Annotated in this window: 23 protein-coding genes and 1 pseudogene; 14 read left to right on the top strand and 10 right to left on the bottom strand. The window is 74.4% G+C overall.

Translation table 11 applies throughout. The features are described from left to right. Positions 1-103 precede the first annotated feature (103 nt). The gene (gene purB / locus ACN27A_RS22990; RefSeq protein WP_421456773.1) at positions 104-1,528 is read right to left on the bottom strand and encodes an adenylosuccinate lyase; all 1,425 of its coding nucleotides are present in this window, start codon (positions 1,526-1,528) and stop codon (positions 104-106) included. A gap of 98 nt (positions 1,529-1,626) precedes the next feature. Between purB and ACN27A_RS22985 the strand changes: the two genes are divergently transcribed. Both ACN27A_RS22985 and ACN27A_RS22980 read left to right on the top strand, forming a co-directional pair. Next, positions 1,627-2,367, top strand: a complete 741-nt coding sequence (locus ACN27A_RS22985; protein ID WP_421456772.1) for an SDR family NAD(P)-dependent oxidoreductase — start codon at positions 1,627-1,629, stop codon at positions 2,365-2,367. Then, complete coding sequence (locus ACN27A_RS22980) at positions 2,364-2,648, top strand: PIN domain-containing protein (RefSeq protein ID WP_421458567.1); 285 nt, start codon at positions 2,364-2,366, stop codon at positions 2,646-2,648. The genes ACN27A_RS22985 and ACN27A_RS22980 overlap by 4 nt, the downstream gene beginning before the upstream one ends. Positions 2,649-2,759: 111 nt before the next feature. Here ACN27A_RS22980 and ACN27A_RS22975 read toward each other — a convergent pair whose 3' ends face one another. The 3 genes from ACN27A_RS22975 to ACN27A_RS22965 all read right to left on the bottom strand — a co-directional run bounded on the left by ACN27A_RS22975 (position 2,760) and on the right by ACN27A_RS22965 (position 5,428). Next, on the bottom strand, positions 2,760-3,533 hold the full coding sequence (locus ACN27A_RS22975; protein ID WP_421456771.1) for a hypothetical protein: 774 nt from the start codon (positions 3,531-3,533) through the stop codon (positions 2,760-2,762). Then, on the bottom strand, positions 3,530-4,045 hold the full coding sequence (locus ACN27A_RS22970) for a SigE family RNA polymerase sigma factor (RefSeq protein ID WP_421456770.1): 516 nt from the start codon (positions 4,043-4,045) through the stop codon (positions 3,530-3,532). Before ACN27A_RS22970 ends, ACN27A_RS22975 begins: the two co-directional genes overlap by 4 nt. A gap of 90 nt (positions 4,046-4,135) precedes the next feature. Continuing rightward, positions 4,136-5,428: an acetyl-CoA C-acetyltransferase gene (locus tag ACN27A_RS22965; RefSeq protein WP_421456769.1), complete on the bottom strand. Its 1,293-nt coding sequence runs from the start codon at positions 5,426-5,428 to the stop codon at positions 4,136-4,138. A 55-nt stretch (positions 5,429-5,483) separates the two neighbouring features. On the opposite strand from ACN27A_RS22965, the gene ACN27A_RS22960 reads away from it, so the two are divergent. The 7 genes from ACN27A_RS22960 to ACN27A_RS22930 all read left to right on the top strand — a co-directional run bounded on the left by ACN27A_RS22960 (position 5,484) and on the right by ACN27A_RS22930 (position 12,918). After that, entirely contained in the window at positions 5,484-6,839 is a 1,356-nt protein-coding gene (locus tag ACN27A_RS22960) for a 3-oxoacyl-ACP reductase (protein ID WP_421456768.1), read from the top strand. 245 nt (positions 6,840-7,084) lie between these two features. Further along, positions 7,085-7,909, top strand: a complete 825-nt coding sequence (locus ACN27A_RS22955; protein WP_421458566.1) for a MaoC/PaaZ C-terminal domain-containing protein — start codon at positions 7,085-7,087, stop codon at positions 7,907-7,909. A gap of 103 nt (positions 7,910-8,012) precedes the next feature. Then, on the top strand, positions 8,013-8,768 hold the full coding sequence (locus ACN27A_RS22950; RefSeq protein WP_311412109.1) for an NUDIX hydrolase: 756 nt from the start codon (positions 8,013-8,015) through the stop codon (positions 8,766-8,768). After that, a complete protein-coding gene (locus tag ACN27A_RS22945) occupies positions 8,765-9,739 on the top strand; it encodes a J domain-containing protein (RefSeq protein WP_421456767.1) in 975 nt (324 codons plus the stop codon). The genes ACN27A_RS22950 and ACN27A_RS22945 overlap by 4 nt, the downstream gene beginning before the upstream one ends. Positions 9,740-9,748: 9 nt before the next feature. Further along, positions 9,749-10,708, top strand: coding sequence for a hypothetical protein (locus ACN27A_RS22940; protein ID WP_421456765.1), 960 nt, complete (start codon positions 9,749-9,751; stop codon positions 10,706-10,708). A gap of 76 nt (positions 10,709-10,784) precedes the next feature. Beyond that, positions 10,785-12,050: an adenylosuccinate synthetase gene (locus ACN27A_RS22935; RefSeq protein ID WP_421456763.1), complete on the top strand. Its 1,266-nt coding sequence runs from the start codon at positions 10,785-10,787 to the stop codon at positions 12,048-12,050. Between the two features lie 253 nt (positions 12,051-12,303). Beyond that, positions 12,304-12,918 carry a DedA family protein gene (locus ACN27A_RS22930; protein WP_421456761.1) on the top strand — a complete coding sequence of 205 codons (615 nt, stop codon included), beginning with the start codon at positions 12,304-12,306 and terminating at the stop codon, positions 12,916-12,918. A gap of 27 nt (positions 12,919-12,945) precedes the next feature. On the opposite strand, the gene ACN27A_RS22925 is transcribed toward ACN27A_RS22930, so the two are convergent. Next, a complete protein-coding gene (locus tag ACN27A_RS22925) occupies positions 12,946-13,590 on the bottom strand; it encodes a TetR/AcrR family transcriptional regulator (protein WP_421456759.1) in 645 nt (214 codons plus the stop codon). Positions 13,591-13,657: 67 nt separating this feature from the next. Between ACN27A_RS22925 and ACN27A_RS22920 the strand changes: the two genes are divergently transcribed. From ACN27A_RS22920 to ACN27A_RS22905, 4 genes are all read left to right on the top strand, one after another. Then, a complete protein-coding gene (locus ACN27A_RS22920; RefSeq protein WP_132235180.1) occupies positions 13,658-14,110 on the top strand; it encodes an SCP2 sterol-binding domain-containing protein in 453 nt (150 codons plus the stop codon). 1 nt (position 14,111) lies between these two features. Beyond that, on the top strand, positions 14,112-15,326 hold the full coding sequence (locus tag ACN27A_RS22915; RefSeq protein WP_421456757.1) for an acyl-CoA dehydrogenase family protein: 1,215 nt from the start codon (positions 14,112-14,114) through the stop codon (positions 15,324-15,326). A gap of 146 nt (positions 15,327-15,472) precedes the next feature. Continuing rightward, on the top strand, positions 15,473-17,035 hold the full coding sequence (locus ACN27A_RS22910; RefSeq protein ID WP_421456755.1) for an AMP-binding protein: 1,563 nt from the start codon (positions 15,473-15,475) through the stop codon (positions 17,033-17,035). A gap of 55 nt (positions 17,036-17,090) precedes the next feature. Then, on the top strand, positions 17,091-18,527 hold the full coding sequence (locus ACN27A_RS22905; RefSeq protein ID WP_421456753.1) for an MFS transporter: 1,437 nt from the start codon (positions 17,091-17,093) through the stop codon (positions 18,525-18,527). A gap of 29 nt (positions 18,528-18,556) precedes the next feature. Here ACN27A_RS22905 and ACN27A_RS22900 read toward each other — a convergent pair whose 3' ends face one another. The 5 genes from ACN27A_RS22900 to ACN27A_RS22880 all read right to left on the bottom strand — a co-directional run bounded on the left by ACN27A_RS22900 (position 18,557) and on the right by ACN27A_RS22880 (position 23,734). Further along, entirely contained in the window at positions 18,557-19,405 is an 849-nt protein-coding gene (locus ACN27A_RS22900) for a hypothetical protein (protein ID WP_421456751.1), read from the bottom strand. Then, positions 19,398-19,916: a SigE family RNA polymerase sigma factor gene (locus ACN27A_RS22895; protein ID WP_421456749.1), complete on the bottom strand. Its 519-nt coding sequence runs from the start codon at positions 19,914-19,916 to the stop codon at positions 19,398-19,400. Before ACN27A_RS22895 ends, ACN27A_RS22900 begins: the two co-directional genes overlap by 8 nt. Positions 19,917-19,975: 59 nt before the next feature. Beyond that, positions 19,976-21,223 (bottom strand): phosphoribosylamine--glycine ligase, encoded by a 1,248-nt coding sequence (gene purD / locus ACN27A_RS22890; RefSeq protein WP_421456747.1) that lies wholly within the window; start codon positions 21,221-21,223, stop codon positions 19,976-19,978. Positions 21,224-21,306: 83 nt separating this feature from the next. Further along, a complete protein-coding gene (locus tag ACN27A_RS22885) occupies positions 21,307-22,245 on the bottom strand; it encodes a type IV toxin-antitoxin system AbiEi family antitoxin domain-containing protein (RefSeq protein WP_421456745.1) in 939 nt (312 codons plus the stop codon). 199 nt (positions 22,246-22,444) lie between these two features. Continuing rightward, complete coding sequence (locus ACN27A_RS22880; RefSeq protein ID WP_327030141.1) at positions 22,445-23,734, bottom strand: adenylosuccinate synthase; 1,290 nt, start codon at positions 23,732-23,734, stop codon at positions 22,445-22,447. 554 nt (positions 23,735-24,288) lie between these two features. On the opposite strand from ACN27A_RS22880, the pseudogene ACN27A_RS22875 reads away from it, so the two are divergent. Continuing rightward, positions 24,289-25,167, top strand: a pseudogene (locus tag ACN27A_RS22875) (hypothetical protein); the annotation flags it as partial. Positions 25,168-25,832 lie beyond the last annotated feature (665 nt).

Genomic DNA, 25,832 nt, shown 5'->3' with positions numbered 1-25,832 from the left:
CCGGTGATCATGAGGTTAGCGGCGAAGTTGATCTCAAAATCCGCCGCTAACCTCATGATCACCGGGGCTTGAACAGGGGGCCCCGGGGGGGTGGGGGTGGGGGTCAGAGGATGGGGGGTGGGGTGTAGGTGGCTGCCTGGGGGTGGGCGTCCACTACGGTGGCGATGCGGCGGGCGACCGCCTCGATCTGGGCCGGGGCGGCGCCGACGAAGGCGGTGCGGTCGGCGACGAGGGTGTCGATCTCGGCGCGGGTCAGGCCGAGGCGGCCGTCCTGCGCCAGGCGGTCGAAGAGGTCGTTCTCGGCGGCGCCCTTCTCGCGCATGGCCAGGGCCACCGCGACCGCGTGCTCCTTGATCGCCTCGTGGGCGACCTCCCGGCCGACACCGCGCCGGACCGCCGCCACCAGGATCTTCGTGGTGGCCAGGAACGGCAGGAAGCGCTCCAGCTCCCGGTTGACGACCGCCGGGTACGCGCCGAACTCGTCCAGCACGGTGAGGAAGGTCTGGAACAGCCCGTCGGCGGCGAAGAACGCGTCCGGCAGGGCGACCCGGCGGACCACCGAGCAGGAGACGTCCCCCTCGTTCCACTGGTCGCCGGCCAGCTCGCCGACCATCGACAGGTAGCCCCGGATGATCACGGCGAAGCCGTTGACCCGCTCACTGGAGCGGGTGTTCATCTTGTGTGGCATCGCGCTGGAGCCCACCTGGCCCGGCTTGAAGCCCTCGGTGGCCAGCTCCTGGCCGACCATCAGCCGGATGGTGGTCGCCAGCGACGACGGGGCGGCGGCGATCTGGGCGAGCGCGGAGAGCACCGCCAGGTCGATCGAGCGCGGGTAGACCTGGCCGACGCTGTCGAGGACCCGGCTGAAGCCGAGGTGACCGGCGACCCGGCGCTCCAGCTCGGCCACCTTGTCGGCGTCGCCGTCGAAGAGGTCGAGCTGGTCGGCGGCGGTGCCGACGGGGCCCTTGACGCCCCGCAGCGGGTACCAGTTGATCAGGTCGTCCAGCCGCTCGTACGCGATGAGCAGCTCCTCCGCGGCCGACGCGAAGCGCTTGCCCAGCGTGGTGGCCTGCGCCGCGACGTTGTGCGAGCGGCCGGTCATGACCAGGTCGGAGTGCTCGACGGCGAGCCGGGACAGCCGGGCCAGGGTGGCGACCACCCGGTCCCGGATCAGCTCCAGCGAGCGGCGCACCTGGAGCTGCTCGACGTTCTCCGTGAGGTCACGGGAGGTCATCCCCTTGTGCACGTGCTCGTGCCCGGCGAGCGCGCTGAACTCCTCGATCCGGGCCTTCACGTCGTGCCGGGTGACCCGCTCCCGCTCGGCGATCGAGGCCAGGTCGACCTGGTCGAGCACCCCCTCGTACGCCTCGACCACGCCGTCGGGCACTCCGATGCCGAGGTCCCGCTGGGCCCGGAGCACGGCGAGCCAGAGCCGCCGCTCCATCCGGATCTTCTCCTCCGGCGACCAGAGGGCGACCAGTTCGGGCGAGGCGTACCGGTTGGCGAGCACGTTCGGGATCGTCGTCACGGCGCCCATTCTCCCGGACCCGCCCGCACCGCATCGGCAGGGTTGCCGGCTGGCTATGGTGATCACCCTGCTGAGCCGACTGACGGGAATGAGGAAGAGTGTCCAGACTAACCGGCAGGGTCGCCCTGGTCACCGGCGGTAGCCGCGGCATCGGCGCCGCCGTCGCACGCCGGCTGGCCGAGGACGGAGCCCACGTCGCGTTCACCTACCGCAGCGCGGAGGAGAGCGCGAAGGCCGTCGTCGCCGACATCACGTCGTACGGCCGCACGGGCCTGGCGATCCGCGCCGACAGCACCGACGGTACGGCGATCGTCGACGCGGTCGAGCGGACCGTCGCCGAGCTGGGGCGGCTGGACATCCTGGTCAACAACGCCGGAGTGTTCTCGTCCGGGCCGATCGGACAGGTCGGCCTCGACGATCTCGACCGGGCCATCGCCGTCAACGTGCGCGGGGTGTTCCTCGCCACCCAGGCGGCGGTACGCCACCTGCGCGACGGCGGGCGGATCGTCAACATCGGCAGCAGCTTCGCCAGCCGCGTACCGGCTCCCGGGGTGAGCGTCTACGCCATGACCAAGACCGCCGTCAACGGCCTGACCAGGGCGCTCGCCCGCGAACTCGGCCCGCGCGGGATCACCGTCAACCTGGTCCTGCCCGGTTCCACCGACACCGACATGAACCGCGCGGACAGCGCCGGCGCGGACGCCCAGCGGTCACACATCGCCCTCGGCCGCTACGGCACGCCGGAGGACGTGGCGGCGACGGTCAGCCACCTGGTGGGCGAGGGCGGCCGGCACATCACCGGCGCGTCGATCGCCATCGACGGCGGCGCCACCGCCTGATCCGACAGCCGGATGCGAGACCCGGACGAACGGCGTGGTCCTGCCCCATCTGCCGGTCCGGCCGGATCGAGGCCGCGGCGTGCGCGCGGGCGGCCGAGATCCAAAGGCAGCCCACCGCTCGGGGTACCCACCGGTCTGCCGGCGCCGTCGATCTGCTGATCGCGGCGACGGCCAAGTACCAGGACCTCTCCCTGCTGCACTACGACCGTGACTTCGACCAGATCGCCGAGGTCACCGGTCAGCCCGTGCGATGGCTCGCCCCGGCGGGCACGATCAAGTAGGTCCCGGGGCCGACTCGTGCCCCGGGACGCAGAGACCGTCAGAAAGGACTGCCCGCCTGGAGGGTCGCGACCGGCTGCCCGGCAACGCCGCCCGTCCTCGGCGGGCCCGGGTCACCAGGTGGGGCGGGCGGCCGGATCGAGGGCGAGGTCCCGGAGCTGCTGCGGGGTGAGCACGAACCGCCCGTCGGCGCTGTGCAGCGAGATCCTGATCCAGGTGCCGTCACGGTGCAGGACGTCGACCTGCCGGGAGTGGAGAACGCCCCCCCGCCCGTCACTAAGGACGATTGCGATCTCCCGGACGCGCGCGCCGTCCGGCCCCGCGGAGAGATCGCACAAGTCCACGGTCTGCTTCGCGCAGTCCATGACGTCGTGATTCACTCTCGGCTGTGGCTCGGCCTGGGCCAGGGCGGACACCTCGTTGCTGAACGCGCCGGCGGGGTCGACCGGATAGACGTGCACCGAGAAACCGACGTTCTGGTAGTCCTCGTACGCGCCCCCGACCGGCGCGTCGCCGGCCGGTGCCGTCGGGAGGGCGCCGCGACCTACCGCGGTCAGTGGCACCCACCGGACGCCGGACGCCCGCGCGCCGAGGGCCGCCGCCAGTCCGTTCTGGTAGCGCTCGGCCGCCTCCGAGGGCAGGAACTGGTTGCTCTTGCGGTACGGGGGGCGCGAGGCGGATGCCGAGGCCGCCGGCTGCATGTCCGGGCGGTCGACCACCAGGCCCGCGCCCAGCACCAGCGCCAGCACCCCGCCGGCCGCCGAGGCGTACGCCCCGAGCCGGCGGGTGCGGACCAGCCGGCGCTGCCGCAGGATCACCCGGTCCAGGTCGATCGAGGAGGGCGGCGCGTCGCCGATCGCCGCGTCGAAGATCTCCCGGTACGTCACGCGAACCTCCCCGTGCTCAGGGCCGGCTGGTCAGCGGCCAGCAGGCGTAGCGATTCCAGCGCTCTGGCGGCCTGGCTCTTCACCGTGCCGGTGGTGACGCCGAGGATCTGCGCGGTCTCCTCCACGGAGAGGTCGCAGTAGTAGCGCAGCACCAGCACGGCGCGCCGCCGCTCGGGCAGCTTCCCGAGCAGGTCGAGGAGCAGCTCCCGGTCCGCCAGGTCGGGCTCGGTGTCCGGCGCGGCGTCGTCGGGGACCTCGTCGGTGCTGCGTTCACGCCGCCACGGCCGCCGTCGCTCGTCCAGCCAGGCGCGCGTGAGCACCTGCCGGACGTAGGCGTCGACGTTCTCCGCCGCGCGGACCCGGGTCCAGGCCCGGTAGAGCTTGCCCAGGGTGATGGAGACGAGGTCGTCGGCGGTGTGCCAGTCCCGGCAGAGCAGGTACGCCGTGCGGCGCAGATGCTCCAGCCGGGCCTCGACGAACTGCCGGTACTCGTCCTCGTCGGCCGACCTCACGCGTTCCGCCTTCGTCGCCTCATGCCCAGGGGACGGAGCGCGGGGCCGGGCGGGTTGCCCGGCCCCGCGTCTGCGGATCAGGTGCCCGGCTCAGCGCTCCAGGATCGCGGTCACGCCCTGGCCGCCGGCGGCGCAGATGGAGATCAGGCCCCGGCCGGCGCCCTTCTCGGCGAGCAGCTTCGCCAGGGTCGCCACGATCCGGCCGCCGGTGGCCGCGAACGGGTGCCCGGCCGCCAGCGACGAGCCGTTGACGTTCAGCTTCTCCCGGTCGACGGCGCCGAGCGGGGCGTCCAGGCCCAGCCGGTCCTTGCAGAACTCCGGGGACTCCCAGGCGGCGAGGGTCGCCAGCACCTGCGAGGCGAACGCCTCGTGGATCTCGTAGAAGTCGAAGTCCTGGAGCGTCAACCCGGCCCGGGTCAGCATCCGGGGCACCGCGTACGCGGGGGCCATCAGCAGCCCCTCGTCGCCGTGCACGAAGTCGACGGCGGCGGTCTCCGACCAGGAGAACCACGCCAGCACGGGCAGGCTGTGCGCGCGGGCCCACTCCTCGCTGGCCAGCAGCACCGTCGAGGCGCCGTCGGTCAGCGGCGACGAGTTGCCGGCCGTCATGGTCGCCGCCCCGGCGTCGGGCCCCTTCGCGCCGAAGACCGGCTTCAGCGCGCCGAGCTTCTCCAGGCTGGTGTCGGGGCGCAGGTTCGCATCGCGGGTCAGCCCGAGGTAGGGGGTCAGCAGGTCGTCGAAGAACCCCCGGTCGTACGCGGCGGCGAGCCGCTGGTGCGAGCGCAGCGCCAGCTCGTCCTGGGCCTGCCGGTCGACCTGCCAGCGCAGCGCCGTGCGGGCGGCGTGCTCCCCCATCGACAGCCCGGTACGCGGCTCCGCGTTGCGCGGGATCTCCGGCTTGAACGGCTGGGTGGGGCGCAGCTTCGCGGCGATCTTCAGCCGCTCGCCGAGGGTGCGGGCGCTGTTGAGCCGGAGCAGCGTACGGCGCATCTCCTCGTTGACGGCGAGCGGCGCGTCGGAGGTGGTGTCCACGCCGCCGGCGATGCCGACGTCGATCTGCCCGAGGGCGATCTTGTTGGCGACCAGGATGGCCGCCTCCAGCCCCGTGCCGCAGGCCTGCTGGATGTCGTACGCGGGGGTGTGCGGGTCGAGCTTCGAGCCGAGCACCACCTCGCGGGTCAGGTTGAAGTCCTTCGCGTGCTTGAGCACCGCGCCGGCCACCACCTCACCGACGCGCTGGCCGGCCAGGCCGAACCGGGCGACGAGCCCGTCCAGCGCGGCGCCCAGCATGTCGGCGTTCGACGCGCTGGCGTACCGCGAGTTGGACCGCGCGAAGGGGATGCGGTTGCCGCCGATGACCGCCACCCGCCGGATGCTCTGCACGATCCCGCCTCCTCGAAAGACTTGCCCTCAACCTACTCGCCAGTAGGCTACGCCTATGACCGACAGGTACGCGAGCTTCGTCCGATCGGGGGCCGGCCGCACGCTGGTCAAGCGCCTCGGGCTGCCCGACCCGCCGCGACTGCGCCGGCACACCCCCGGCGGTCCCATCGTGCCCGGCCCCGTCCTGCTGGGCGCCGCGACGGGCGGCCGGCTCGCCGAGCGGGCCGGCAAGGTCCTGACCGCCGCCGGGGTCGAGCTGCGCGATCCGGGCGCCGTGGAGTCCACCGAGCGCTTCGCCGCCCTGGTGTACGACGCCACCGGCATCACCGAATCCACGGAGCTGCGCCAGTTGTACGACTTCTTCCACCCGCGTGCCCGGTCGGTGCTGCCCAGCGGCCGGGTCGTCGTGCTCGGCACCCCGCCCGAGGAGTGCGGCTCCCCCCGGGAGGCGACCGCCCAGCGGGCCCTGGAGGGGCTGACCCGCAGCATCGGCAAGGAGTTCGGCCGAGGCGTCACCGCCCAGCTCGTGTACGCCACGAAGGAACCGGACGCCGGCACCTGGACGAGCCTGGAGGCGACCCTGCGGTTCCTGCTCTCCGGCCGGTCCGCGTACGTCTCCGGGCAGGTGGTCCGGGTCGGCGCCGGCACGGCCGGGACGCCGGCCGACTGGGACCGCCCGCTGGACGGGCAGGTAGTCCTGGTCACCGGGGCGGCCCGGGGCATCGGCGCGGCGCTGGCCCGGGTGCTGGCCCGCGACGGCGCCCGGGTCGTCGCGCTGGACATCCCGGCGGCCGGAGACGAGCTGGCGGCGGTCGCCAACGAGATCGGCGGCACCGCCGTCCAGCTCGACCTGACCGCCCCCGACGCCCCGCAGCGGCTCGCCGAGCACCTGGCCGAGCGGCACGGGCGGGTCGACGTGGTCGTGCACAACGCCGGGATCACCCGCGACAAGACCCTCGGCCGGATGGACGCCGACCGGTGGGACTCGGTGCTCGACGTCAACCTCTCCAGCCAGGAGCGGATCAACGACGTGCTGCTGGAGCGGGAGCTGATTCCGGCCGGCGGCCGGATCGTCTCGGTCTCCTCGATCGCCGGCATCGCCGGCAACCGGGGCCAGACCAACTACGCCACCAGCAAGGCGGGCGTGATCGGGCTCGTCGAGTCGCTCGCCCCGGCGCTGCGTGAACGGCAGATCAGCGTCAACGCGGTCGCCCCCGGTTTCATCGAGACCCGGCTGACCGCGCGCATCCCGCTGGTGATCCGTGAGGCGGGCCGGCGGATGAACAGCATGTCCCAGGGGGGGCTGCCGGTGGACGTCGCCGAGACCATCGGCTGGCTGGCGTGGCCGGCCTCCGGCGCGGTCAGCGGCAACGTCGTCCGGGTCTGCGGCCAGAGCCTGCTGGGGGCGTGATGGCGAGGAGAGGACAACCGGCGCCGGACCCGGACGACCTGTCGGTGCACGAGCTGATCGACGGCCCGACCGAGATCCTGTCGCAGGACACCCTGGACGCGATCCGCGGGCCGGCGGCGTCCGGCCACGACCTGAGCCTCGAAGAGACGCACGACCTCGCCGCCTCCGCCGCCGAGGCGACGCGGGACCTCTCGGGCGGGGGCCCGGCCGGAACGGGTGCCCGGCAGCGCGTCGAGCTGCCCCGGATGCCGGCGGCCGGGGCGCTCTACCGGCGGGCGCTGCTCGGCGCGCTGCCCGGCCTCGCCGGCGGGCGGCGGTCGGCGGGCGTCCCGGCGGTCGAGCTGGCCGTCGGCGGGATCGCCGTCGACCGGACGCACCTCGCCGACTACGACCGGGTCTGCGGGTTCCGGCTCACCGACCGGCTGCCCGCGACGTTCCCGCACGTCATGGGCTTCCCGCTGGCGCTGCGGCTGATGACCGCGCCGGAGTTCCCCATTCCGCTGACCGGCGTGGTGCACGTCGGCAACCGGATCACCGTGCACCGCCCGGTCACCGCCGACGAGACCCTCGACTTCCGCGCGTACGCCGAGAACCTGCGCCCGCACGACCGGGGGCGGCAGGTCGACGTGGTGCTGGTCGGCTCGGTCGACGGGACGGAGGTCTGGCGCGGCGTGTCGACGTACCTCGGCAGGGAGGGCAAGCGGGGCGGCGGCGGGCGGCGCGAGCAGGCCGGGCGGCCCGCGACGCCGGCCGGCTCGGCCCGCTGGCGGGTCGATCCCCGCGTCGGTACGGACTACGCGCGGGTCTCCGGCGACCACAACCCGATCCACACCTCCCGCCTCGGCGCGCGGCTGTTCGGCTTCCCCCGGCCGATCGCGCACGGGATGTGGAGCAAGGCCCGCTGCCTGGCCGCGCTGGAGAACCGGCTGCCGGACGCCTACACGGTCGAGGTGGCCTTCAAGCTGCCGGTGCCGCTGCCGAGCACGGTGAGCTTCGGCCTGCTGCCGGACGGCGGGTTCGCCCTGCACGACTCGCGCGGCCGGCCGCACCTGGCGGGCCTCGTGCGCTGAGGCGCCCGGATACGCCCCTGCCGAGTTCCGTCCGGGACTTGGCAGGGGCGTTCTCGTGCGCTAAGTTCTTCTCAGATCGAGATGTTCTCAGAATGAGAGAGACATGGTTGACGAGCAGGACTTCCTGGCCGCGTACGACCCCGGGGCCTACCCGTCGGTCGCCGTGACCGTCGACGTGGTGGCGCTGACCATCCGGGACGGCGCGCTGCACCTGCTGCTGATCCGGCGCGGCCAGCCGCCCTTCGAGGGGCGGTGGGCGCTGCCCGGCGGCTTCGTCCGCCCCGACGAGGACCTCACCGCCGGCGCCCGACGGGAGCTGGCCGAGGAGACCGGGCTCGGTGGCGAGGGACTGCGCCGCGTACACCTGGAGCAGTTGGGCAGCTACGGCACCCCCGACCGCGACCCGCGCATGCGCGTCGTCTCGGTCGCCCACCTCGCGTTCGCCCCCGACCTGCCCGACCCGGCCGCCGGCACCGACGCCGACGAGGCCGGCTGGCTGCCGGTGACCGCGCTGGCCAACCGGCAGCTCGCCTTCGACCACGGCCGGATCATCGACGACGCGCTGGAGCGGGCCCGGTCCAAGCTGGAATACACCCCGCTCGCCACGCGCTTCCTCGCCGGCGAGTTCACGATCAGCGAGCTGCGCGCCGTCTACGAGACGGTCTGGGGCCACCCGCTGCACGCCGGCAACTTCCATCGCAAGGTGCTCTCGGTGCCGGGCTTCGTGGAGAGCACCGGCACCAGCACCGAGCGCGGCGGCGCCCGGGGCGGCCCCCGCGCCAAGCTCTACCGGGCCGGCGACGCCCGGCTGCTGCACCCGGCGCTGCTGCGCCCCGCCCGGGAGGAGACGGTCCGATGAGGACCACCGAAGCCATCCGCCTGGTCGCGGCGGCCCGCACCGACGCCGAGCTGTTCGGCACGGACCAGCCGGCCCGGCGCTACCGCGAGCTGGTCGCGGCCCTGCACCCCGACCGCCTGCCGGCCGACCCGGCGGTACGCGCCGAGGCCACCGACGCGTTCGTCCAGGTCACCACCCGCTGGCGCGCCCGGCAGGTCACCGTCCTCGGCGACTACCGACTCGGCACGCCGGCCCACTCGGGCGACCTGGCGGACCTCTACGACGTCGGGGCCGACCGGCTGCTCAAGCTGCCCCGGCGACCCACCGACAACGACCTGATGGCCCGCGAGGCGCACGCCCTGCGCACCATCGCCGAGCGCGGCGACCCGCGCTACCTGCCGTACGTGCCCCGGCTGGTCGAGGAATTCCGGCACCTCGACGCCGCCACCGGCGCCGAACGGCGGATCAACGTGCTCGCCACCGCGCCCGGCCTGCACGACCTCGACGAGGTCCGGCGCGCGTACCCGGACGGGCTGGACGGCCGCGACGTGGCCTGGATGTGGCGCCGGCTGCTGGTGGCGCTCGGCCTGGCCCACCAGGCGGGCGTCGTGCACGGCGCGGTCCTGCCGCCGCACGTGCTGATCGAGCCGGAGGCGCACGGCGTGGCGCTTGTCGACTGGTGCTTCTCCGCCCCCGTCGGCGGCACGATCCCCGCGCTGGTGCCCGGCTACGACGCGAACTGGTACCCCGAGGAGATTCCCCGGAAGCGGCCCTGCGGGCCGGGCACCGACATCGCCATGGCCAGCCTCTGCATGAGCTGGCTGATGGGGCCACGCGCGCCCCGCGAGCTGGACGCCTTCGCGCGGGGCTGCCGCCAGCGGGCCCTGGACGCCCGGCCCGACGACGCGTGGCGGCTGCTGCGCGAACTGGACGAGGTGCTGGACCGGCTCTACGGGCCACGCACCTTCCGACCCTTCACCCTCAACCCCTAGGGAGCTGTCATGGGCAGTGGAATGTGGTCCACCGACGTGTACGACGCCGCCGACCGCTACCGCCGGAAGACCGGCAAGAGCGCGTTCTCCTACAGCGACAGCGGTGCGCGCAAGGTGCACCCCGCCCTCGACCCGCGCGACGCGACGCGCGAGAGCCGCGACTCCGACGAGCACCCCCGCTCGACACCCATCGCGGTGCTCTTCGACGTCACCGGCTCGATGCGCAACGTGCCGCGCGTCCTGCAGACCAAGCTGCCGCAGCTGCTCGGGCTGCTGCAACGGCAGGGCTACGCCAGCGACCCGCAGATCATGTTCGGCGCGATCGGCGACGCCACCTGCGATCGGGTGCCGTTGCAGGTCGGCCAGTTCGAGTCGGACAACCGGATGGACGACGACCTCGGCCGGATCGTGCTGGAGGGCGGCGGCGGCGGGCAGATGACCGAGTCGTACGAGCTGGCCATGTACTTCATGGCCCGGCACACCGTGACCGACTCCTGGGAGAAGCGCGGCCGGCGCGGCTACCTGTTCATCATCGGCGACGAGCTGGCGTACCCGCAGGTGAAGGCCCGGGAGGTGGCCCGCGTCATCGGCGACGACCTGCGCGAGGACGTGCCGCTGCGGCACGTCGTCGACGAGCTGACCCGCCGCTGGGACACCTACTACCTGCTCCCCGCCGGCAGCCACTACTCCGGCAACGCCAAGGTGCTCGACTTCTGGCGGGACCTGCTCGGGCAGAACGCCGTCGTGCTGGACGACCTCGACGCGGTCTGCGAGACGATCGCGCTCACCGTCGGGCTCGGCGAGCAGGCCATCGACCTGGACGAGGGCCTGCGCGACCTCGACCGGGCCGGCTCGGGCGCCACCGGCACCGTCTCCAAGGCGCTGGCCCGCCTGCGCGGGGGGCGGCGCGCCGAGGTGTCGACGCTGCCCGCGTTCCGCGACACCGGCGGCGAGGTGACCCGGCTGTGAACCACGTGACGGCGGTCGGCGGCGGCTCCGGCTGCCGCTGCGGCGCGGGCTCCGGTTGCGGCGGCGGGGAGGTCCGGTGAGCCGGCACGTCGCGGTGGTGGACCTCGGCTACGGCGACGCCGGCAAGGGCACGGTCGTGGACTGGCTCTGCGCCACCCGGCCCGTGCACACGGTGGTCCGCTTCAACGGAGGCGCGCAGGCGGCGCACAACGTCGTGCTGCGCGACGGCCGGCACCACACGTTCGCGCAGTTCGGCGCCGGCACGTTCCACCCCGGCGTCCGTACGCACCTGTCGCGGCACGTGGTGGTGGACCCGCTGGCGCTGGCCGCCGAGGCCGACCACCTCGCCTCTGTCGGGGTGCCCGACGCGCTCGACCGGCTGACCGTCGACGGGGAGGCGCTGCTCGCCACCCCGTACCACCGGGCCGCGAACCGGGCCCGGGAGATCGCCCGGGGAGCCGACCGGCACGGCTCCTGCGGGCTGGGCGTGGGCGAGACCGTCGCGTACGGTCTCGCCCACCCCGACGAGGCGCCCCGGGTCGCCGACTGTCGCGACCCGGGGCTGCTGCTGCGGCGGCTGACCGCCCTGCGGGACCGGCTGACCGCCGAGCTGGGCCCGCTGGACGCCCCGCCCGTCGACGACTGCCTGCCCGCGTTCGCCGGCTTCGCCGGGCGGGTCGCGATCGTCGACCGGAGCTGGCTGGCCGGGGCGCTGCGGGCCGGCACCTGCGTCTTCGAGGGCGCGCAGGGGGTGCTGCTCGACGAGTGGCACGGCTTCCACCCGTACACGACGTGGAGCACCACCACCTTCGCCAACGTCGACGGCCTGCTCGCCGAGGCGGGCCGGCCCGGCGACGTCACCCGGATCGGGGTGCTGCGCGTGGTCACCACCCGGCACGGGCCCGGCCCGCTGGTGACCGAGGACCCGGCCCTGCCGCTGGCCGACCCGCACAACCCGACGAACCCGTGGCAGGGCCGGTTCCGGTTCGGCCACTTCGACGCGGTCGCCCACCGGTACGCCCTCGCCGCGGCCGGCGGGGTCGACGGCCTGGCGCTCACCCACCTCGACCTCGCCGGTCCCGGGCTGCGGATCTGCCGCCGCTACGACACCACCGACCGGCTCACCCCGGGCCCGCCCGGCGACCTGGACCGGCAGGCCGCGCTCACCGCCCGCCTGCTGCGCGCCCGCCCGGTGTACGACGACGCCCCGCCCGACTGGGTGGAGGCGGTGGCCACGGAGCTGGCCGCGCCGGTGGTGCTCACCTCCCACGGCCCCACCGCCAACGACAAGGCCCCACACGGCCCGCTCCTGTCCTCACCCTCCCTCCTCACCACCCCCTGACCCCCTCACCCGCCATGAGGCACCCGCCCGCCCACCCGCCATAGGCGTCGATCTTGCACTTTCCGCCCTCCCGATGCGAGTCTTGCGAAGTTTGCCCGGACCACAACTGCAAGATCGACGCCCAGGGTGGACGCGAGGGCGAGGGGCGGGGAGGGCCGGGGGCGGGGGGCCGGGGGGGCCGGGGGGGCCGGGGGGGGGGAGCGGGATCTGGGAGTCGGGGACCGGGGGAATGTCGGGCGGCGAGCATGGAGGCATGGAGTCCGTGCTCGACCTGCTCCGACAGCTGGTCGCCTCACCGTGGGTGTACCTGCTGATCTTCGGGCTCACCGCGGTCGACGCGTTCTTCCCCGCCGTACCCGGCGAGACGGCCGTGATCACCGCCGCGGTGCTCGCCACCGGCGGCAACCCCGACCTGGTGGGGGTGATCGCCGCCGCCGCACTGGGCGCGTGCGTCGGCGACCACGTCTCGTACGCCATCGGGCGCGGCGGCGGCGCGAGCCGGCTCGCCCGCTTCCCGGACGGCAGCCGGCGCCGGGCCAGCTCCGAGTGGGCCCGGCGGGCGGTGCACCGGCGCGGCGGGCTGATCCTGACCACGTCCCGGTACGTCCCCGGCGGCCGGACGGCGGTCACCCTCACCATGGGCGCGGTCCGCTACCCGCTCCGGTCGTTCCTGCTCTTCGACGCCATCGCGGCGGTGAGCTGGGCGCTCTACTGCACCCTGCTCGGCTACTTCGGCGGGCTGGCCTTCGAACGCGACCCGGTCAAGGGCATCCTCGCCGGCGTGGGCCTCTCGCTGGCGGTCACCCTGCTGCTGGAGTCCGCCCGCTGGCTACGCCGCCGCAGACGCCGCGCCACGTCTCGCCGCTGAAACGTGCGACCGTGGAGCCGCCGCCGCTCAGCCGGGGGTGCCCCGCGGGTGCCAGGTGACGCCGTGCAGGAGTTGACCGGCGCCGAGCCAGGCGACGTTCATCATCCGGGTGGCGGTCTTCTCCGGGTCGGCCTCCGGGTGGTCGGCGAGCCAGTCCGCCAGCGACTCGGTCGCCCCCACCAGGGCGTACGCGACGACCTCCAGGTCGGTCTCGCCCACCTCGCGCCCCTCGGCGCGCAGCGCGTGGTCGAGCATCCCGGCGACGACCTCGACCAGCCGGGCCCGCATGCCGGCCAGCTCGCCGGCGAAGGGCTGCTCGCCCCGGGCCTGCCGGTAGAGCACCGCCCACCCGTCGCGGTGCGCCCCGACGAAGCCGAAGAAGGCGCGCAGCCCGCGCCAGAGCCGCTCGTCGGCCGGCAGCTCGGGGGCGGCCGCCCCGGCGATGGCCTGCATCATCCGGGTGCCCTCCCGGTGCAGGCAGGCGACGAAGAGTTCTTCCTTCGTGCCGAGGTACGCGTAGACCATGGGCTTGGAGATGCCGGCGTCCTCGGCGATCTCGTCCATGCTGGCCGCGTGGAAGCCCCTGCGTGAGAACACTTTCACGGCCGCGTCGAGCATCTGCTGCTCGCGTACGGCGCGGGGAAGGCGCTTGAAGGTGGGTGGGGTGGACACCTTGCGAGCATACCTACTCGCCCGTAAGGTTACGCACGAGTAGCCAATACCCGGAAGGTGCAGCCCCATGACTGACTTCGACCCGGCCAACTTCGCGAACGTCGGCCCCAAGGAGTTCGCCCAGCTGGTCAAGTCCACCCCGGACGACAAGATCGCCGAGGTGATGTCCGGCGACCTGCGCGGCAAGATCCTCGGCGAGGTCTTCGGCCGGATGCCGCAGCTCTTCCGCGCCGACCGGGCCGGCTCGACCAACGCGGTCATCCACTGGAACATCACCGGCCGTCCCGACGGGGGGACCGACACCTACGAGGTGGTCGTCGCCGACGGCACGTGCACCGTCAACGAGACCCCGCAGCACGACCCGAAGCTCAGCCTCACGATGGGCCCGGTCGAGTTCCTGAAGATCGTCTCCGGTGGCGCGAACCCCGTCATGATGTTCATGACCGGCAAGCTCAAGGCCAAGGGCGACCTGGGCCTGGCCGCCAACATCGCCAACCTGTTCGACATCCCCAAGGCCTGACATGGCCGAGTTCTCGCTCGACCTGAACGAGGAACAGCGGGATCTGCGCGACTGGGTGCACGGCTTCGCCGCCGAGGTCGTGCGCCCGGCCGCGGCCGAGTGGGACGCCCGGGAGGAGACCCCCTGGCCGATCATCCAGGAGGCGGCGAAGGTCGGCCTCTACGGCTTCGAGTTCCTCGCCACCTGCTGGGCCGACCCCACCGGCCTCTCCCTCCCGATCGCCAGCGAGGAACTCTTCTGGGGTGACGCCGGCATCGGGCTGGGCATCTTCGGCACCTCCCTCGCGGTGGCCGCGATCTACGGCGCCGGCACCCCCGACCAGATGGTCGAATGGGTGCCGCAGTGCTTCGGCACCGTCGACGAGCCGGCCGTCGCCGCGTTCTGCACCACCGAGCCCGAGGCCGGCTCCGACGTCGGCGCGATGCGCACCCGGGCCGTCTACGACGAGGCGACCGACGAGTGGGTGCTCAGCGGCCAGAAGGCGTACGCCACCAACGGCGGGATCGCCGGGGTGCACGTGGTCACCGCCTCGGTCGACCCGACGCTCGGCTCCCGCGGGCAGGCGGCGTTCGTCGTACCGCCGGGCACCGCCGGCCTGGCCGCGACCCGCAAGCTACGCAAGCTGGGCCTGCGCGCGTCGCACACCGCCGACGTCTTCCTCGACGACGTACGCGTGCCGGGGCGCTGCCTGCTCGGCGGCCGGGACGCCCTGCTCGAACGGCTCGACCGGGCCCGCGCCGGCAAGCGCGTCTCGGGCCAGGCCGCGATGCGCACCTTCGAGCTGTCCCGACCCACCGTCGGCGCGCAGGCGCTGGGCGTGGCCCGGGCCGCATACGAGTACGCCCTGGACTACGCGAAGGAGCGGGTCCAGTTCGGCCGCCCGATCATCGAGAACCAGGCGGTCGCGTTCGCGCTGGCCGACATGAAGATGGAGATCGACGCGGCCCGGCTGCTGGTCTGGCGGGCCTCCTGGATGGGCCGCAACAACCGGCCCTTCACGGCCGGCGAGGGCTCGATGTCCAAGCTGAAGGCCGGTGAGGTGGCCGTCTCCGTCACCGACAGGGCCGTGCAACTGCTCGGCGGGGCCGGCTTCCTGCGGGACCACCCGGTCGAGCGCTGGTACCGGGACGCCAAGATCTACACCATCTTCGAGGGCACCTCCGAGATCCAGCGGCTGGTCATCTCCCGGGCCATCTCCGGCGTCCAGATCCGCTGACCGACCGCCGGCGCGGTCGCCGTCCAGGGGCCGCACCGGGCCCGGGCGTCCGCCGCGCCCGTACCGCTGCGCGCTCGATCTCCAGATCGCCCGCGTGGGGTCCCCGGCCCGGGGGCCTCACGCGCACCGCACGAGGAGGCCGCGTCATGGACCTGCCGTTCGTCGTCGCCACCCTGACCCGACGCGGGCTGCTCGCCCCCGGCCGACCGGTCCGCGTCGCCTCGCAGCTCCAGGCCCTGCGCAAGTGGGGCTGGAACATCGCCGGCGAGCTGCGCCAGGCCGCCGCCCGCGACCCCGACCGCACGGCCGTCGTCGACGAGCAGGGCACCGGGACGACGTACGCCGAACTGCTCGACCGGTCGGAGCGGCTGGCCGGGGGAATGCGGACGGCGCTCGGGGTGCGACCCGGGGACCGGGTCGGCGTGCTCTGCCGCAACCACCACGGCCCGGTCGAGACGATCGTGGCCGCCACCCTGCTCGGCGCGGACGCGGTGCTGGTCAACACCGGGCTCTCCGCCGGGCAGCTCGCCACCGTCGCGCAGGAGCAGCGGCTGCGGGTGCTGGCGCACGACGCCGAGTTCGCCGACCGGGTCGCCAACCTCCCCGCCGAGGTGCAGCGGCTCGACGAGCGCGCCCGGGAGGCCCTCGTCGCCGGCGCGGTCCCCGGCGAGCTGCGTCCCCCCGAGCGCGACGGCCGGATCATCGTGCTCACCTCCGGCACCACCGGCGCGCCCAAGGGAGCCCGGCGCCCCACCCCGAACGGGTTCGGCCCGCTGGTCTCCATCATCGACCGGATCCCGCTGCACGCCCGGGACACCGTCATGATCGCCGCGCCGCTCTTCCACACGTGGGGCTACGCGGCCCTCCAGGTCTGCTTCGCCCTGCGGGCCACCGTCGTGCTGCACCGCCGGTTCGACCCGGCCGCCACGCTGGCCGCCCTCGTGGCGCAGCGCTGCGACGCGCTCTTCGCCGTGCCGGTGATGCTGCAACGGCTGCTGGAGGTGCCGCCGCCGGACCCCCGCCCCCCGCTGAAGGTGGTCGCGGTAAGCGGTTCCGCGCTGCCGGGCGGCCTCGCCCTGCGGTTCATGGACGTCTACGGCGACGTGCTGCACAACCTCTACGGCTCCACCGAGGTCTCCTGGGCGTCCATCGCCGGCCCCGCCGACCTGCGCGCGGCTCCGACCACCGCCGGCCGCCCGCCGCACGGCACCCGGCTGGCGATCCTCGACGCGGCCGGCGAGCCGGTGCCCGCCGGGCAGGTCGGCCGGATCTTCGTCGGCAACGAGATGCTCTTCGAGGGCTACACCTCCGGGGCCGTCCGGGAACACCGCGGCGACCTGCTCGACACCGGCGACCTGGGGCGGCTCGACGCCGACGGGCTGCTCTTCGTCGACGGCCGGGCCGACGACATGATCGTCTCCGGCGGGGAGAACGTCTTCCCGGCCGAGGTGGAGGACCTGATCGCCCGGCTGCCGCAGGTACGCGAGGCCGCCGTGATCGGCGTACCGGACCAGGAGTACGGCCAGCGCCTCGCCGCGTTCCTCGCCCTGCACCCCGGGGAGACGCTCGACCCGGAGGCGGTACGCGAATACGTCCGGCACTACCTGGCCCGGTTCTCCGTACCCCGGGACGTGGTCTTCGTGAAGTACCTGCCCCGCAACGCCACGGGCAAGGTGCTGGCCCGCGAGCTGCGCCGCTACTACGGCTGACCGTTCCCCGGCCGTTACTGCCCGGATGCCCGGCCGCCCCTAGGCTGACGGCACCATGATCGGCTCCGGACCGCGCCGCCGTGCCCGGCACCGCCACCATCCCCGTCACCGCCAGCCGGGACCACGGAGGGCGCCGCTGCTGCTGGTCGAAGCGGCGACCCTGCTCTCCAACACCGGCAACGGCGTGGCGAACGTGGCCCTGCCGTGGCTGGTGCTGGAACGCACCGGCAGCCCCACCGCCGCCGGCGTGGTCGCGGCGGCCACCGCCCTGCCGCTGCTGCTGTCCGGCCTCGTCTCCGGCACCGTCGTGGACCTGCTCGGCCGGCGGCGTACGGCGTTGGTCTCCGACACGCTCTCCGCCGTCTCGGTCGCCGCGATCCCGGTGGTCGACGCGCTGCTCGGGCTGAACCTCGGCTGGATCGTGGCGCTGGCCGTGCTCGGCGCGGTGTTCGACCCGGCCGGCCTGACCGCCCGGGAGACGCTGCTGCCGGCCGCCGCGCAGGCCGCCGGCTGGCGGATCGAACGCGCCAACGGGGTGCACGAGGCGGTCTGGGGGCTCGCCTTCCTGATCGGGCCCGGCGTCGGCGGCATCCTCATCGCCGCGATCGGCCCCGGGTCGACCCTCTGGGTCACCGCCGCCGGGTTCGCGCTGGCCGTCGCGATGATCGCCGCCGTCCGGCTGCCCGGGGCCGGCCGCCCCGAACGTCCCCCGTCCGGGCTGTGGCGTGGCACCGTCGAGGGGCTGCGGTTCGTCTGGCGGGACCGGCTGCTGCGGACCATCGCGCTGCTCACGATGGTGCTGGCGGCGCTCTACCTGCCGGTCGAGGGCGTGCTGCTGCCGGCGTGGTTCGTCGGCCGGGGAGAGCCGGCCCGGCTCGGCGCGCTGCTCATGGCGATGAGCGCCGGCGGAGTCGTCGGGGCGCTCGCCTCCGGCATGGCGGGCCGGCTGATCCGGCGCCACACCCTCATGGTGATCTCCCTCGTCGTCATCGGGCTGGCCCTCGTGGGGCTGGCCACCCTGCCGCCGTTCCCGGCCATGATCGGCTTCGCCGTCGCGATCGGGCTCGCGTACGGGCCGGTCAACCCGCTGTCCAACTACGCCATGCAGACCCGCACGCCCGAACGGTTGCGCGGGCGCGTGGTCGGGGTGATGACCTCGTTCGCGTACGCCGCCGGCCCGGCGGGCTACCTGCTCGCCGGGCCGCTGGTCGGATGGGTCGGGCTGCGTACCGCCTTCCTGGTGCTGGCCGGGACGCTGCTGGTGGCGACGCTGGCCGCCGCGCCGCTGCCGGCGCTGCGGGCGCTGGACGATCCGCCCCGCTACCCGCCCGCCCCGCCTGGCGGCCCGGGCGAACGGGTGGAGGAACTCGTGCCGCTCAACGGCCAGTACGCCTCCGCGACGCGCCGGGACACGCCCCGCGTACAGGGGCGCGTCCGGGTCGAGGGACTGTGGACGCCCGCCGCGCACCGGGACGCGCCCGTACGGGGATGACGGCCCCGGTCAGGGATGACGGCACCGGGTCAGGGATGCAGCGTCAGCCCGGGCGTGGTGGCGATGGCCGTCAACTGCGCCACGGTGAGCACTGGCGGCCGACCGAACCGGACCGGCGGCGTCGCACCGTTCTCCCCGCGGACGATGTGGTAATTGTCCGTCGTCACCGTCACGGTCGTACCGTCCGCCCGTCGCACCTGTGCCCAGCGCTGCTCGTGGCCCTCGTCGCCCGGAGCGGCGGTGCTGGTGGCGAGGGTGCCGCCGGCCGGCAGGCGGCTGCTGGTGCAGGTACGGGGGTCGGGGGCGGCAGCGCATCCTGCGGGCGCGTCGGCGGCCGTCGGGATCAGCGTCACCGTCACGTTGTCGGCCTGGCCGTTCCCGCGCAGCCGGGCGTGGGCGTAGTAGTGCCAGTGGCTCTTCTCGTAGGTGAACTGCACCAGGTCGCAGCCCGGGATCGTGCCGTCGACCGACAGCCCCGCCGGCACCACGGCCGCCAGCACGGGACGCAGCGCGAGGGTCAGCCGGGCCACCCCGGCGTCCGGGCGCTCGGTCGGCCGGGCGCGCACCGTGTCGTACGACTGCCGGGGTGCCGGTCGTCCGCCGGGCTCCGGTTCCGCCACCGGGCAGAGCGACGCGTCGGCGGACGGTGAGCCGTCGCCGGACGGCAGGGCCGGCCCGCCCGGTCCGGCGGCCGGGCCGACGAGCAGCGCCGGAGTCACCGCGACCGCGGCGACCGCCGCGGCCACCCCGGTGCCCGCCGTCGCCCACGCCCGATGGCGGCGGCGCCGCCGGTCGTCGGCGATCAGCCGGTCCACGTCGATCCGGGTGGGCGGCGGCGACGCCACCACGGTGCGCATCTGCCGGGCGAGTTCATCCATCGGTGCGTGCCTCCTCGGCTCGGGCCGGCACACCCACGAGGCGGCTCCGCATCGCCTCGATCGCGCGCGCCGACTGGCTCTTGACGGTGCCGGTGGTGCAGCCGAGTTCCCGGGCGGTCTCCTCCACGGACAGGTCGCAGAAGTAGCGCAGCACCAGGACCGCGCGGCGGCGCGGCGGCAGCTCGGCGAGCAGGGCGAGGATGGTCAGCCGGTCCGCGGCACCGTCGCTGGCCGAAGGGACGGCGGCGTCGGGGACCTCCGCCCAGGCGGCCTCGCGCCGCCACGGCCGCCGTCGCTCGTCGAGCCAGACCCGCAGCAGGGTGCGCCGGACGTACGCGTCCGGACTGTCCATCCTGGACACCCGCCGCCAGTGCCGCAGCAGCTTGACCAGCGCCGTCGACACCAGGTCGTCGGCCGTGTGCCAGTCGCCGCAGAGCAGGTACGCCGTACGGCGCAGCGGCTCCAGCCGGGCCCCGACGTACTCGCGGTAGCCCTCGATGTCGGCAGGCACTCCCGCCACCTCCTCGCCTCACCGCTCAAACGGAGGCGAGGAGGGAGTGGGTTGCCCGGTCAGCCCGGAATCGTGATCCGACCCTCGACGGCGGCGGAGGCGATGTCGGTGCGGTGGTGCGAGCCGGCCAGCTCCACCCCGGCGACCAGCGCGTACGCGGCGTCCCGGGCGGCGGGCAGGTCGGCGCCCGTGGCGGTGGCGCAGAGCACCCGGCCGCCGGAGGAGAGCAGCGCCCCGTCGGCGCCCCGTCGGGTGCCGGCGTGGATGATCCCCGACCCCTCGCCCCCGGTGATCACGTCGCCGGTGCGCGGGGCGGCCGGGTAGCCCTCGGCGGCCACCACGACCGTGACGGCGGCGCCGTCGCGCCAGCGCAGCGGCGGGTGCCCGGCCAGCGTGCCGGTCGCGGCGGCGTGCAGCAGCCCGGCCAGCGGGGTCTCCAGCAGCGCCAGCACCACCTGCGTCTCCGGGTCGCCGAAGCGGGCGTTGAACTCGATCACCCGGGGACCGTCGGCGGTGATCGCCAGCCCGACGTAGAGCAGGCCCGCGAACGGGGTGCCCCGGCGGGCCATCTCCGCGAGGGTCGGGTGGACGACGTCGCGCATGACCTCGTCGACCAGGCCGGCGGGTGCCCAGGGCAGCGGCGCGTACGCCCCCATGCCGCCGGTGTTCGGGCCGGTGTCGCCGTCGCCGACCCGCTTGAAGTCCTGCGCCGGCAGCAGCGGCACCGCCGCCTCGCCGTCGGTGACCACGAAGAGGGAGACCTCCGGGCCGGACAGGTATTCCTCGACGACGACCCGGCCGCACTCCTCGGCGTGCCGCAGCGCGGCGGCGCGGTCGTCGGTCACCACGACGCCCTTGCCGGCGGCGAGCCCGTCGTTCTTCACCACGTACGGCGCGCCGAACTCGTCCAGCGCCCTGCCGGTGCTCTCCGCGTCGGCGCAGGTGTACGCGCGGGCGGTGGGCACGCCGGCGGCGATCATCACGTCCTTGGCGAACGTCTTCGACCCCTCCAGCCGGGCGGCCTCGGCGGACGGCCCGAACGCGGGGATCCCCTTGGCGCGTACGGCGTCGGCGACCCCGGCCACCAGCGGCGCCTCCGGCCCGATCACCACCAGGTCGGCCCCGGTCTCCACCGCCAGCGCGGCGACGCCCGCCGGATCACAGGGATCCACCTCCCGCACCGAGGCGAGCGAAGCGATGCCGGGGTTGCCCGGCGCCGCAATCAGCTGCTCGACGGCCGGATCCGCAGCCAACCCGAGCGCGAGCGCATGCTCCCGCCCCCCACCACCAAGAAGAAGAACCCGCACCCGGTCATCCTACTGACCCCACCCCCCCACTCCGTTGATCATGAGGTTGACGGCGCTGATGGCGATCGACTTCGCCGCCAACCTCATGATCGACGGCGCCGTGCCGCGGCTGCGATCGCCTCGCGGACGGTCCAGGGGATGTAGTCGGGGTGGAGGGTGTCGGCCCAGGTGAAACGGAGGACGGTCCAGCCCGCGTTGACCAGGCGGTTCTGCCTGCGCCGGTCGGCGAAGGCAGCCACGGGAGTGCCGTGGGGTCCTCGGCCGTCGGCCTCGGCGATCACCTTCGGTCCTCGCCAGCCGAGGTCGCCGACGCCGAGCAGATGACCGTCGCCGTCCCGCACCGCCACCTGGAGGACGTCCGGCGGGACCTTTCCGTCGACGCAACGGAGCCGGGTGCGGGTCTCCAGCGGGGACTGCGCCCGGCCGTCCGCCTCGGCCAGGTGACGGCGCGCGGCCACGGCTCCCCGCCGGCCTCTGACCAGGCGCGGAATGGCCAGCAGGTCAGCCTCGGTGATCAGACGACGGTTCAGCGCCGAGTCCAGGACCGAGACCGCCGGATACCGGCCGACGCGACGGATCACCTCCGTCACGGTGCAGAGCGGGCTCGTGGCGGGCATACCGCCGATGCGGACGACCGAGGCCGCCGGGTGCTCGATCTGATGGACCACGAGACCGGGTTCCCGAACCCGCGCCAGCCTCGCGGAGGTGCCGGGCAGCGCCACGTGGATCTCGTCACTGGGCGGAAGACCGGCGATGCCGTGCAGCTCGGCGGCCGTTCCCAGCACCGCGTGCGCCCGCGGCCCCAGCGACAGCAGGGCCGCGCGGACCAGTTGCCGTCGGGACGCCTCCTCGACTGCCCCGCCGTCAGTCAGATAGACGGCCCGCGCCACGCGACGCCAACGGCCGAACGCGACCAGGTTGTCGATCTCGTGCCGGCTGAACCCGACACCCATGGCCTGGCCCCGGGTGACCAACCCGTCCTGCCCACCGGCGATCCGCCGCAACTTCCCCGAATGGTCCATGGCTGACCACCATGGACCAATCCCTCCGCCTCACGCTCCCCCTGTGGACAACCACCCCCACCCTGTGGAAAACCTGCCCCCTCCCGCTCCCGCCCCCGCCGAGTCGATCATGAGGTTAGCGGCACTGATAGCGATCAACTTCGCCGCCAACCTCATGATCACCGCGCAGAGGGCCCGGGGGGGGTGGGGGGGTGGGGGGTTAGGGGAGGAGGGGGTGGCGGAGGACGTTTTCTTCGCGGCCCGGGCCCACGCCGACGACGCTGACCCGGGTGCCGCAGAGTTCCTCGATGCGGGCGACGTAGCGGCGGGCGTTCTCCGGGAGCTCGTCCTCGGTCCTCGCCTTGGTGATGTCCTCCCACCAGCCGTCGAGCTCCTCGTAGATCGGAGTCGCGTGGTGGAAGTCGGTCTGGGTCATCGGCATGTCGTCGAAGCGCTCGCCGTTGATCTCGTACCCGACGCAGATCGGCACCTTCGGCAGGCCGGTCAGCACGTCCAGCTTGGTGACGACCAGGTCGGTGACGCCGTTGAGGCGGCAGGCGTACCGGGCGACGACGGCGTCGAACCAGCCGCAGCGCCGCTCCCGGCCGGTGGTGGTGCCGTACTCGTGGCCGATCTTGCGCAGGTGCTGCCCGTTGTCGTCGAACAGCTCCGTCGGGAACGGCCCGCTGCCGACGCGCGTCGTGTACGCCTTGCTGACCGCGATCACCTTGCTGATCGCCGTCGGCGGGATGCCGGCGCCCACGCAGGCCCCGCCGGCCGTCGGGTTCGACGAGGTCACGAAGGGGTACGTGCCGTGGTCCATGTCGAGCATGGTGGCCTGAGCGCCCTCCAGCAGGACCGTCTCGCCGCGGTCCAGCGCGTCCCAGAGCATGACCCGGGTCTCGGCGATGTACGGCTTGAGCCGCTCCGCGTACCGCAGGTATTCCTCGACGGTCTCCTCGACGTCGATCGCCTTGCGGTTGTAGATCTTGAACAGGAGCTGGTTCTTCTCGCGCAGCGCCAGTTCCAGCTTCTTGCGCAGGATGCCCGGGTCGAGCAGGTCCTGCAGCCGGATGCCCATCCGGGCGACCTTGTCCCCGTACGCGGGGCCGATGCCCCGGCCGGTGGTGCCGATGCGGGAGCTGCCGAGGTAGCGCTCCACGACCCGGTCGAGGGCCCGGTGGTGCGGCATGATCAGGTGCGCGTCGCCGGAGATCCGCAGGCGGCTGACGTCGACACCGCGCTCGGCGAGCCCGTCGATCTCGGCCAGCAGCACCTTCGGGTCGACCACGACACCGTTGCCGATGACGATCATCGCGCTCGGGGAGAGCGCGCCCGACGGCATCAGGTGCAGCGCGTACTTCTGGCCGTCCGGCGTGATCACCGTGTGGCCGGCGTTGTTGCCGCCGGAGTAGCGCACGACGTAGTCGACCCGCCCACCCAGCAGGTCGGTAACCTTGCCCTTGCCCTCGTCGCCCCACTGGGCACCGAGGAGCACGATCGCTGGCATCTCTTCGCCTCCAGAAGGCTCGGGTGCCAGGTGGCGACCGGTCAGCGAGCCCGGGGTGTCAGGCTAACAAGTAGTGGCGGCGCGGCCGGCAGGGGTCGCGTCGGGAGGCAGGAGGCCTTTCCGTGTACGACGTGGTGCTGCTCACCCTCGGCTCGGAGCGCGACGCGTCCGGCGGGGCCTGCGGCAGCGGCGGCTGCTGCGGCGCGGCGCCGCAGGAGGAGGCCGGCCCGACCGCCGCCGACGCATCCGACGGCCCGACGACCGACGCCGGCGCCCCCGCCAGCGGCACGACCGACGGCGACGCCCCCGCCAGCGGCACGACAGCCAGCGGCACGACGACCGGCGCCCCGGCCAGCGGCACGACGACCGGCGCCCCGGCCAGCGGCACGACGACCGGCGCCCCGGCCAGCGGCACGACGACCGGCGCCCCGGCCAGCGGCACGACGACCGGCGCCCCGGCCAGCGGCACGACGACCGGCGCCCCGGCCAGCGGCACGACGGCCAGCGGCGCGACGGCCGACGCCTGCGGGGCCGGTGGCGCGACGGCCGACGGGCGCTGCGACACCCCGCGGGTGCCGGTGCTGGCCTGCGCCGACGCGCTCACCGCCCGGGGCGCCCGCGTCGAGACGGTCACCGCCCGCTCCGACGCCGAGATCGACCAGGTGCTGGCCCGGTTCGACGGCCCGCCCCGCCCGGACGGCCTCACCTGGCCCGACCCGGACTCCAAGGCCCGGCTCGTGGTCGCCGCAGCCAGCGACGCCCAGTTGCGCGCCGTCGTGCGCCGGCTCGTCCGGCGGTACGCCCCACCGCCCAGCCGCCGACCCGACGACCTGCCCGGCGACCGGACGGTGCCGGACCTGCCGCCGATCGGCGTACTCCCGCTCGACCCGGCAGGGAGCACGGCGCACCGTGACCTGGCGGCGCAGCTCGGGCTGCCCCGCGACCCGGCGGCGGTGGCCGCCGCGGTGCTGGACGGCACGCCCCGCCGGCTCGACCTGCTGCGCAACGACGGCGGCTCGGTGACCTTGGACGGCGCGCTCCTCGGCGCCGCCGACGACAGCGGCCGGCCGCTGCACTGGCGCGGGCGGGTGGAGGTGGACGACGCCGTGCTCTCGAACGGCGACGATCCGCTGCTGGCCTGCGCGATCGGCAACGCGGGTGGGTACGCCCGACTCGACGACGTGGCCCTGCTCGGCGACCCGGACCCGACGGACGGGCTGGTCGAGGTGGCGGTCGCCGTTCCCGTGGTGACCCGCTCGGCGTTGGGCAGGAAGCGGGTCCGGCTGGAGGTACGACGCGCCCGGGGGCGGGCCGTGGCCGTGCTGCCCCGCGAGGGGAAGGTCCCGTTCCTCGACGACGGTGCCGAGGGCGAGCTGAGCCGGAAGCGGTCCTGGTGGACCGAGCCGGGTGCCTGGGCGGTCTGGGCGGGCTGACCTCGGCGTCCCCGGCGCGACCGACGCGGCCGGCCCGCGGCGGCCGGCCCGGCGCGGTCACTGGGCCTATCCTCGGCAGGAGGAATGGGGAGGAACCGTGGTGGACGAGAACGTCGACCGGGTCCACGGGCCCGGCCAGCAGCCGATGCCGGAGCGGGACATCGAACCACTCTGGCGGCCGGAGCAGATCGACGGCACCGACACACCGCCCTGGGCGTCGACCGCCGCGCCCCCGTCCCCGGTCCCGCCCCAGGGCCGGCCGGGTCACCCGCCCTCGCCGGCCGACTACCCGTCCCTGCACGGGGTGCCGCTCCCCGACACGGGGGCGACCGCCCCGCAGGGCGCGAACACCGGCTGGGCGTCGCCACCACCCGCACTCCCGGGCCACCCCCCGGCCGCAGTCCCGGGGCCCTCCCCGGCCACAGTCCCAGGGCCGCCACCGGCTGCGATCCCGGGGCCACCACCGGCTGCGATCCCGGGGCCACCACCGGCTGCGATCCCAGGGCCTCCGCCAATCACAGTTCCGGGGCCTCCGCCCACTGCGGTCCCAGGGCCTCCACCGGCCGTAGCTCCTGGGCCTCCGGATGCCGCCGCCTCGGGCCATCCAGTGACCGGGGTGTCGGCCCGTCCACCGGTCGAGGCCTCTGGTCCCCCACCGGCCACGG

The sequence above is a fragment of the Micromonospora sp. WMMD737 genome, from assembly GCF_049179055.1.
In the GTDB taxonomy this organism is placed as follows: domain Bacteria; phylum Actinomycetota; class Actinomycetes; order Mycobacteriales; family Micromonosporaceae; genus Micromonospora; species Micromonospora reichwaldensis.
This window is presented reverse-complemented; position numbering and strand designations above follow the sequence as displayed.

Bases quoted from the DNA above. Each gene is read 5' to 3' on its own strand.
- ACN27A_RS22960 (WP_421456768.1), top strand. From the start codon at position 5,484: ATGACCGACAGGTACGCGAGCTTCGTCCGATCGGGGGCCGGCCGCACG.
- ACN27A_RS22955 (WP_421458566.1), top strand. From the start codon at position 7,085: ATGCCGGCGGCCGGGGCGCTCTACCGGCGGGCGCTGCTCGGCGCGCTG.
- ACN27A_RS22950 (WP_311412109.1), top strand. From the start codon at position 8,013: ATGGTTGACGAGCAGGACTTCCTGGCCGCGTACGACCCCGGGGCCTAC.
- ACN27A_RS22945 (WP_421456767.1), top strand. From the start codon at position 8,765: ATGAGGACCACCGAAGCCATCCGCCTGGTCGCGGCGGCCCGCACCGAC.
- ACN27A_RS22940 (WP_421456765.1), top strand. From the start codon at position 9,749: ATGGGCAGTGGAATGTGGTCCACCGACGTGTACGACGCCGCCGACCGC.
- ACN27A_RS22930 (WP_421456761.1), top strand. From the start codon at position 12,304: ATGGAGTCCGTGCTCGACCTGCTCCGACAGCTGGTCGCCTCACCGTGG.
- ACN27A_RS22920 (WP_132235180.1), top strand. From the start codon at position 13,658: ATGACTGACTTCGACCCGGCCAACTTCGCGAACGTCGGCCCCAAGGAG.
- ACN27A_RS22915 (WP_421456757.1), top strand. From the start codon at position 14,112: ATGGCCGAGTTCTCGCTCGACCTGAACGAGGAACAGCGGGATCTGCGC.
- ACN27A_RS22910 (WP_421456755.1), top strand. From the start codon at position 15,473: ATGGACCTGCCGTTCGTCGTCGCCACCCTGACCCGACGCGGGCTGCTC.
- ACN27A_RS22905 (WP_421456753.1), top strand. From the start codon at position 17,091: ATGATCGGCTCCGGACCGCGCCGCCGTGCCCGGCACCGCCACCATCCC.
- ACN27A_RS22900 (WP_421456751.1), bottom strand. From the start codon at position 19,405: ATGGATGAACTCGCCCGGCAGATGCGCACCGTGGTGGCGTCGCCGCCG.
- ACN27A_RS22885 (WP_421456745.1), bottom strand. From the start codon at position 22,245: ATGGACCATTCGGGGAAGTTGCGGCGGATCGCCGGTGGGCAGGACGGG.
- ACN27A_RS22880 (WP_327030141.1), bottom strand. From the start codon at position 23,734: ATGCCAGCGATCGTGCTCCTCGGTGCCCAGTGGGGCGACGAGGGCAAG.